This is a genomic window from Spirochaetota bacterium, assembly GCA_038043445.1.
Taxonomy (GTDB): Bacteria; Spirochaetota; Brachyspiria; order Brachyspirales; family JACRPF01; genus JBBTBY01.
Genome location: JBBTBY010000155.1, coordinates 1 through 8,264 on the forward strand (window position 1 = coordinate 1; position 8,264 = coordinate 8,264).

The following is an 8,264-nucleotide window of genomic DNA, read 5'->3' on the forward strand; positions in this document are numbered from 1 at the left end:
GAGCGCTACAACGCTCTCGAGCACTTTCTCCACCGACGGCTCTATTATGTAATCGGGCTTCTTGCCGTGATCATGCTCGCCGGTATCGAGGCTGTCCTTCTGCACCGGAAGGAGTATATCACGTCTCACCATCTGCCGCGAACGCCCCTCGAAATGGGTATAGATTATCTCCACCATATCCACATCATGATCGAGATAGGCGTTCATGAGAGCACGCGATATCCGCTCCGAATCATCAAAGGTGACCTTTTCGTCCACGGTGAGGAACGCCATCGCGGGCACCATGCCGATAAAGCGGAACGCGGTATTGCCGCGCTTGCCGAGCACGTAGAGTATCGGTTCTTTCCCCTCCGCCCTGAGCTCGGCCATACGCTTCTTCGTCGCATCGACCACACGCGCATTATACGCGCCGCAGAGCCCGCGATTGGATGTAACAGCGAACACCATCACCTTCTTTATCTCTTTGCGCTCGGCGAAAAGCCCGTGCAGCATCGCCCCGCCGCTCTCCGCGAGGTCATGGATAAGGCGGCAGAGCTTCTGAAAATACGGTACGGTGCGGTTGACACGCAGGAGCAGACGTGCGGACTTCGACCGCGCGACCATATCCATGGTCTTCGTGATCTTATGCGTATTGCGAACGCTTTTTATCCGTGTCCGTATCTCGCGTGTCTTCGCCATCGGCTAGAATGTTCCCTTGAATTTAGTGATGATCTCTTTCAGCTTGTCCGGATCGGCGATCTTCCTGAGCGACTTGATATCCTTGAGCACTTCCGGCTGCGTACTCTTGAGGAATTCGAGGAGCCGCTTCTCAAAATCACGCACGCGATCGATCGGCACATCGTCGAGAGATCCGTTCACCCCGGCGAAGATCGATACCACCTGCTCCTCTTCGGGCATCGGCTGATACTGCTTCTGTTTGAGCAATTCCACCATACGCCGTCCGCGGTCGAGCTGCTGCTGCGTGGCCTTATCAAGCTCGGTGCCGAGCTGTGCGAACGCCTCAAGCTCACGGTACGCCGCAAGATCGAGACGAAGCGATCCGGCGACCGCTTTCATCGCTTTTATCTGCGCATTGCCGCCCACGCGCGATACTGAAATACCCACGTCGACGGCGGGGCGTACACCGGCGAAGAAGAGGTCCGGCACAAGATAGATCTGCCCGTCGGTTATGGAAATGACATTCGTCGGGATGTACGCGGACACCTCGCCTTCCTGCGTTTCAATAATGGGAAGCGATGTGAGCGACCCGCCGCCCATGGCGTCGGAGAGTTTCGCCGCACGCTCAAGGAGACGCGAATGCAGATAGAACACGTCGCCGGGGAACGCCTCGCGTCCCGGCGGACGGCGAAGGAGCAGTGAAAGCTGCCGATAGGCGTTCGCCTGTTTCGTAAGGTCGTCATACACGCACAGCGTGTCCTTATTCTCATCGTACATGAAATATTCGGCCATGGCGGTACCCGCATACGGTGCGATATACAGGAGCGGCGCCGGATCGGACGCTGTCGCCATGACGATTATCGTGTGCGCCATAGCGCCGTGCTTTTCGAGCGTATTCATGACCTGCGCGACCGTCGATGCCTTCTGCCCTATGGCCACGTACACGCAGATCACGCCGGTGCCTTTCTGATTGATGATGGCGTCAAGCGCGATGGCGGTCTTCCCCGTACCGCGGTCGCCGATGATAAGCTCGCGCTGTCCGCGACCGATGGGCGTCATCGCATCGATGGCTTTGATGCCCGTCTGAAGCGGCACACGCACCGGCTGACGTTTCGCTATTCCGGGGGCTTTGAACTCGAGAGGCCGTGTGCGCGACGTCTTTATCTCGCCCTTATTGTCGAGCGGACGACCGAGGGGATCGACGATCCGCCCGATAAGTGCGGGGCCCACGGGGACCTCGAGCACGCGTTTCAATCGCTTGACACGGAACCCCTCTCGAATATGGAGATAATCGCCGAGAATGATCGCACCGACGCTTTCCTCTTCCAGATTGAACGCGATGCCGAGCGTCCCGTCCTCGAATTCTATCATTTCATTTGCCATGACGTTGCGAAGTCCGTAGATGCGCGCAATACCGTCGCCAACCTCGATGACGGAACCCACTTCGCTTACGTTGAGATCGGCGGCGTAATTCTCGATCTCCTTCTTGATGACGGATGCGATGTCCCCGGTGCTAATTTTCATAATAATTCCTTGGTTCAATGGATTTCTTCATCATGGTATCCCTGAGCGCGGCGAGCTGCCCGAGCACGCTGAAGTCGAGCTGACGCCCGTCGATCTCCACAAGCACACCGCCGATGAGCGCCGGCCGCACATCGAACGTCGCCGTAATGCCGCAGTTGAATTTCTTCTCGAGCGATGAAACTATCTCCGCACGCTCGCGCTCTGCAAGCTCGAACGCTGAGATGACATGCGCCTCATTGATGCCTTTATACCGATGATAGTGCGAAAGGTAGGCCGCGCGCACATCGTCGATAATGGAAAGCCGCTCCGCATCGGCGAGGAGCATGAGCGTGATATACAGATAGCGGTGAACGTTCCCTTCGAAAATATTCGTGATGAGCTTTTTCTTCTCGGCGACATCGACGGTCCGCGCCTGAAAGAACGTGCGCACCGAGGGCTCGCAGAGCGCGGCATCAACGATGACAAGATCATCCCTGACCTGTTCAACGGCATCGTGCTCGCGCGCAAGATCGAAGAGCGCGCTTGCATAGTTGTTCGCGACAATACTGCTCATATCCCGCTCAATTCTTCATCTTTTTCACAAAATCATCGACGAGCGTGCGGTTCACCTCGCGCGACACTTCCTTCTCGAGTATCTTCCCGGCTATCATCGTCGATACGGTGACGATCTCCTCGCGCACGGCGAGCACCGACTCTTCCTTCGCCTTGTCTATCTCGACCAACGCCTTCTTGCGATGGTCCTCGAGCTGGGCTGTCGCCTCGGAAAGCATCTGTTCGCGGAGATGGTTCGCCTCCGTCCGCGCATGCTCGATGATCGTACGCGCTTCGGAGCGCCCTTCATCGAGCTTTTTCTTATAGTCATTGAGCGCCGTGAGTGCATCGTTCTTCGCTTTTTCTGCGAGAGCGAGATCATCGCGTATCTTGTTCGCACGCGCGTCAAGTCCGCCGATGATCGGCTTCCATGCGAATTTCACAAGAATGAAAAGGACTATCCCGAACGTTATCCACGTCCAGAGCATGAGTCCCGGGTCTACCCGTAACAGTTCCATAGAGAACCCCGCTTTCTATTTCGTGAAGAGTGCGAGCGCGCAGACGACGATAAGCGCGATAAGGCCTATCCCTTCGATGAGCGCCGCGGAAAGCATCATGTTCCCGATTATCTGTCCGCCCGCTTCCGGCTGCCGTGCGATGCCTTCGACCGCTTTCGCGCCGATCTGTCCGATGCCGATGCCGACACCGATGACGACGAGCCCGGCCCCGAGCGTTGCGCCCAGATACGCTCCCATTTTTGCGATCGCTGTGAGATCTCCCATGTGATACTCCTTATATTTAATGTTCCTCGCTCTCGGCAAGCGATATGAATATCGCCGTCAGGAACGAGAAAATATACGCCTGAATGAAAACGACAAGCACCTCGATGAGGAACACCACCACCGCAATGAGCACGAATGCCGGGGCGATGAACCAGTTCTTGAACATGACGATGAGGAACAATATCACGATGATGGCGATATGCCCGCCGATCATGTTCCCGAACAACCGCATGGCGAGCGCGAACCCGCGCGTGAAAAGACCGAGCAGTTCCAGCACCCACAGTATCGGCGCGAGCCATATCGGAGAACCGTGCGGAACAAGACCGCCCCAATAACCGAAAAAGCCTTTCTTTATCATGCCGGCGATGTTGTACATGAAGAACGATATGAGCGCGAGCGCACCGGTGACCGCGAGATTGCTCGTTGCCGTACCGCCGAGCAGTATGTGATGGCCGTCCATGGAATTGAATTTCAGCGTCGCCGGGATGAGCCCGATGAGATTGTTGTAGAGCACAAAAAAGAATACCGACAGACAATAGACAAGGTACGCGGGCTTGCTTTTCCCCACCGTGGGCCCGAGCACTTCCGTGCGCATATAATCGACGACGACTTCCAGCATCCCCTGCAGGCGCGTGGGACGTTTTAACGGATCACGCATTTTATGCGCGAGATAGAGCATGGTGATGACGACAAGCACGGCCGCGATGAGCATCATGATGACATGTTTGGTAAGATCGAAATTGAGCGAAAACCCGTTTATATGGAAACCGCCGATATGGAAGAAGGGGTGATCGGTATTATCGGTGAGCTCTTCGAAAATAACATCGGCTATCGACGGCTCCCCGTGTACTGCATGCCCCGCGACCTGTGCAATGGCATTTGTTGCGTGCCCATTCGTAAGCACATCGTGCACATTCGTCGCAGCATCCGACATAAACCGGCCTTATGGGCATCTCTAAAACTCGCCCATTGGGCGAGTTTTATTCCTCGATACCGCCCCAAGGGCGCGAGAATGCGCACGGGAACGGCATCTATCGTCGACATTGGAGTCGCGCAACATCGGTTACAAAGACGCCCTTATATCGTTCGATTGGCGTCACTATATGGCATTTGAAATCAAAAAGCAAGTAGAAAGCCGGCCTACGGCACCCGATGTACGTGCACGGCGTTCGTCCCTGTACCGATATTCGAAAAACCGGCGAGGAGCAGGATATAATCGCCGCGTCGTCCGAGCTTCTCCCTGACGACGATATCACCTGCGATGGCAACGTAATCATCCATGGTAAGTTCTTTCACCAGGCGAGGGTACACGCCCCACACGAGGTTCAATCTCCGCAGCACGGTCCGGTCATGCACGAGCGCGATGACCGGCGCCTCGGGACGGTCGGATGCTATCATCTGCGCGGTCCGCCCGGAATTGGTGAGGGCGAATACCGCACGTACCATAAGCCGCCGTGAAAGGAGCGCAACCGCATCGCCGAGGACATCGCTTAAGTCGATCGCGGCATTCTCCGGGGCGCAGCCGTCATCCTCTTCGGGGGAGAAATCCCCGCCGGTGGCGTAAAAGCGGAACGCCTCGGTCTCATAAATGATGTCGTTCATCGCGGCGAACGCTTCGAGGGGATATTTTCCGCTCGCCGTCTCCGCGCTCATCATGACCGCATCGGCTCCGGCGCGGCATGCTGCGGCCACGTCGGTCACCTCCGCACGCGTGGGGCGGCTGTGCTCTATCATGCTTTCGAGCATCTGCGTTGCGACGATGACGGGTTTGTTCCAGCGATGCGCGAGCCGGATGAGCTTATCCTGTATATGCGGCACCTTTACCGCGGGAAGCTCCACGCCGAGATCACCGCGGGCGACCATGATGCCGTCGGATTCATCGAGTATGCCGCAGATGTCATGGAGCGCTTCGGGCTTCTCTATCTTCGAGATGATCGGTATCGATGCCTTGTTCTTCCTGAGCCAATCCTTCAGATCGCGGACATCCTTCGGGTGACGCACGAAGGAAAGGGCGCAATAATCGAAACCGCCTTCGATGCAGTAGAGGACGTCGGCTCGGTCCTTCTCCGTCAGCGCCGGTATGCCCATCGCCGTGTCGGGCAGATTCATCCCTTTTTTATTCTTAAGCACGCCGCCGCGTATCACCCTCGCCTGAAGGGTATCTTTCATCTTCTTCGTAACGCGAAACTCGAGGTTGCCGTCATCGAGAAGAATTCGTGCGCCTATCTTCGCCTCTTTCACGATGCCGCGGTACTGCGAAGGGATGAGCGTCGCCGTGCCGAGAACATCCTTTGTCGTAATGGTGACGACAGCGCCGTCCTTAAGCGTGACCGCATCGCCCTCAAACATCCCCACCCGCACCTTGGGCCCGCAGAGATCGCCGAGTATCGCCACCTCACGACCGGCCTTCTTCGCCGTCGCGCGTATGAGCCGCGCGAGCTTTACATGGTCCTCGCCCTTGCCGTGCGAGAAATTGATGCGTATGACGTCCACACCTGCGCGTATGAGCTTCGCAAGCATCAATGGGGAGCTTGTCGCCGGCCCCACGGTCGCGACTATTTTCGTACGGCGGAGCTTCAGCGTCTCGTGATGAAGATCAAGCGCGAAAACGGAGCGGGACGATGCGGGATGTTTTTTTGGAGGCATGGTATTCCCTTGTTTTGATCTGGATAGAACTGGAAATCGGATATTCTTCGCTGTCATGTTCGAGAGTATATTCCCGCTGCCCCATACTGTCAATCCAAGGTCGTTACATCAGGAATGAATACATACTGCTGTCGTCCCGAATTGTCACGTAAGAAAAGAAAACCACCGAGAGCACAGAGAATGCAAAAGAATTAATGGAAAGGTATGGAGGGTGTGCACGGCAAGGCTTCACCTTTCGGGTGAAAATGCTCAATTCCTCTTCCGTGCTCTCTCTGCCTTTTCTCCGTGATCTCCGTGGTTTCTCTTTATCCTTATGTGAGGATTTGGGGCCGTTCGTTTGCTTGACCCAACCGCTTGGGAAATGTATACTTCCCCTGCAGCGTTCCTTCCAGGGGAATGCACCGTGGAGGTTATATGCGATCACCGATACATTCCATTCTTCTTGCGGCCGTTCTTTCGGCGCTCGTCATGGGTATTCCCGCCCCGTTCAAGAAGGAACTGACCGATATCGGGAAAAAGATCAGTACATGCAAAATGGCTGTCATGTCGAATAAGCTTGAAGGAAAAAGCGATGAGCTGGACGGTTTTGAGAAGGAACTGAAGGACCTTGCCGCAAAAGCGGGGGTCACGGAGTCCGACAGCGATATCGCGCGGCAGCGTGGCGCTGTGGAGGAATGCCGCAAGGAACTTGCAAAGCGGCTTGCGAAAAAGGATGCGAGCGCTGCAGCTGAAGCGGCGCGTACTGCGAAGTCCGCCGAGGCTGCCGAGGCCGAGCGCTCTGAGCAGGCAAAGCTCGATGCAAAAAAGGCGGAACACGACGCAAAGTCAGCCGGAGAGCAGGGTTCGGTCGACGAGCTTTTCAAGAAGACAGAAACGCTCTTCCTTTTTCACAAAGAAGAGGTTATCGCGATCGATACATTCCTGAGAAAGGTCAACAAAACGGAAAATGAAAAAGAATTCCTTGCGATGCTGGCTGACGGTATGAAGGCCGTGCAGCGGGCAAAGGAGATACTGCCGCTGTTCGGCGACCGCAAGGGCCTGCAGGAGCTTGACCGCAGGAACGCTGACGCGAAAGAATGCCGGTTCTTCAGCAAGATCGGATTCCTGCCCGGCATCATCGAAGATATTGAGAGAAAGCGCTTGAGCGGACGGGATTCTCTCATCTTTTCGGCAGGTCATTCATTAAGCGCGTTGAAGTCGGCGGGAGAACCGCGGTTGGCAGGACAGTTCTATGACGAAATAAATGAAATATTCGGCGTGCTTGACAGGCTCTATCCCGGCGATGAAAAGGTAACGTCAGAGAAGACGCGTATACTCGCCGAGGCGAAAGAAGCGCTTGAGAAAGTGTCTCAGCGCATTGCGGATGCCAGAATGCCCAAGGATGTATATTCAGGGAGCGACGGAGCGGAGCTGAGGGATACGATGAAGAACATACACCTCGCCAAGTACCCGGAAGACGCTGTCCTTCGTATAGTGATCACTGCCCCTTCATGGATAGAGGAGGCTCGTGCCGAGATAGATCCGGACGGTAAGATAATCGGGAAAGTATATCGGTTCATCGGTGCCGAGGTAGCGACAAAAGGCAAGGAAGGATGTACGGTATGCGTATACCGCTTCAGGCGGATATGGACAGGCAGGGGCGATGAATTCGGCCCTGTAGAACTGCACTCCATCGGCGGCGGCTACCGTATACAGGAAGGGAACGTCACGAAGTGAGGCTGGCGGCTTATGCCGTCAGCCTGAAAAAATATCGCAACGACGCAACGAAATAAAAAACGGCTGCTGGAAAGTAAAACACCATAATAATTCGGAATACTATCCCAAAAATTGTCCGAAATTCATCCGCACAGTACGGCCAGCGGTTGACAAAACAATTGTGATGCTATAGTATGCATGCTCGCAACAACGGGACGTAGCGCAATTGGCTAGCGTACCTGCTTTGGGAGCAGGGGGTTGCGGGTTCAAATCCCGCCATCCCGAATCGTTCACGTGGGCGCCTGTAGCTCATTTGGATAGAGCATCTGCCTTCTAAGCAGAGGGTAGCAAGTTCGACTCTTGCCAGGCGCGCGATCTTTATAATGGCGAATGTAGTTCAATTGGTAGAGCGCCAGATTGTGGTTCTGG

At 55.5% G+C, this 8,264-nt stretch carries 8 protein-coding genes and 2 tRNA genes; 3 read left to right on the forward strand and 7 right to left on the reverse strand.

Going from position 1 to position 8,264, the window contains the following annotated elements:
- The 7 genes from AABZ39_19585 to pyk form a co-directional block, all read right to left on the reverse strand.
- A partial coding sequence (locus AABZ39_19585; GenBank protein ID MEK6796986.1) for a FoF1 ATP synthase subunit gamma occupies nt 1-678 on the reverse strand: 678 nt, incomplete at its 3' end.
- 3 nt (nt 679-681) lie between these two features.
- On the reverse strand, nt 682-2,181 hold the full coding sequence (gene atpA, locus AABZ39_19590) for a F0F1 ATP synthase subunit alpha (protein ID MEK6796987.1): 1,500 nt from the start codon (nt 2,179-2,181) through the stop codon (nt 682-684).
- Nucleotides 2,171-2,734, reverse strand: coding sequence for an ATP synthase F1 subunit delta (gene atpH / locus AABZ39_19595; protein MEK6796988.1), 564 nt, complete (start codon nt 2,732-2,734; stop codon nt 2,171-2,173). Before atpH ends, atpA begins: the two co-directional genes overlap by 11 nt.
- Before the next feature lie 7 nt (nt 2,735-2,741).
- On the reverse strand, nt 2,742-3,230 hold the full coding sequence (gene atpF, locus AABZ39_19600; protein ID MEK6796989.1) for a F0F1 ATP synthase subunit B: 489 nt from the start codon (nt 3,228-3,230) through the stop codon (nt 2,742-2,744).
- A gap of 15 nt (nt 3,231-3,245) precedes the next feature.
- The gene (gene atpE, locus AABZ39_19605; protein ID MEK6796990.1) at nt 3,246-3,494 is read right to left on the reverse strand and encodes an ATP synthase F0 subunit C; all 249 of its coding nucleotides are present in this window, start codon (nt 3,492-3,494) and stop codon (nt 3,246-3,248) included.
- A gap of 16 nt (nt 3,495-3,510) precedes the next feature.
- Nucleotides 3,511-4,428 carry a F0F1 ATP synthase subunit A gene (gene atpB, locus AABZ39_19610; GenBank protein MEK6796991.1) on the reverse strand — a complete coding sequence of 306 codons (918 nt, stop codon included), beginning with the start codon at nt 4,426-4,428 and terminating at the stop codon, nt 3,511-3,513.
- Nucleotides 4,429-4,634: 206 nt separating this feature from the next.
- Entirely contained in the window at nt 4,635-6,140 is a 1,506-nt protein-coding gene (gene pyk, locus AABZ39_19615; protein MEK6796992.1) for a pyruvate kinase, read from the reverse strand.
- 414 nt (nt 6,141-6,554) lie between these two features.
- Here pyk and AABZ39_19620 point away from each other — a divergent pair, with 414 nt between their 5' ends.
- The 3 genes from AABZ39_19620 to AABZ39_19630 all read left to right on the forward strand — a co-directional run bounded on the left by AABZ39_19620 (nt 6,555) and on the right by AABZ39_19630 (nt 8,207).
- The gene (locus tag AABZ39_19620; protein MEK6796993.1) at nt 6,555-7,856 is read left to right on the forward strand and encodes a hypothetical protein; all 1,302 of its coding nucleotides are present in this window, start codon (nt 6,555-6,557) and stop codon (nt 7,854-7,856) included.
- Nucleotides 7,857-8,046: 190 nt separating this feature from the next.
- Nucleotides 8,047-8,120, forward strand: a tRNA-Pro gene (locus AABZ39_19625).
- A gap of 13 nt (nt 8,121-8,133) precedes the next feature.
- Nucleotides 8,134-8,207, forward strand: a tRNA-Arg gene (locus AABZ39_19630).
- Nucleotides 8,208-8,264 lie beyond the last annotated feature (57 nt).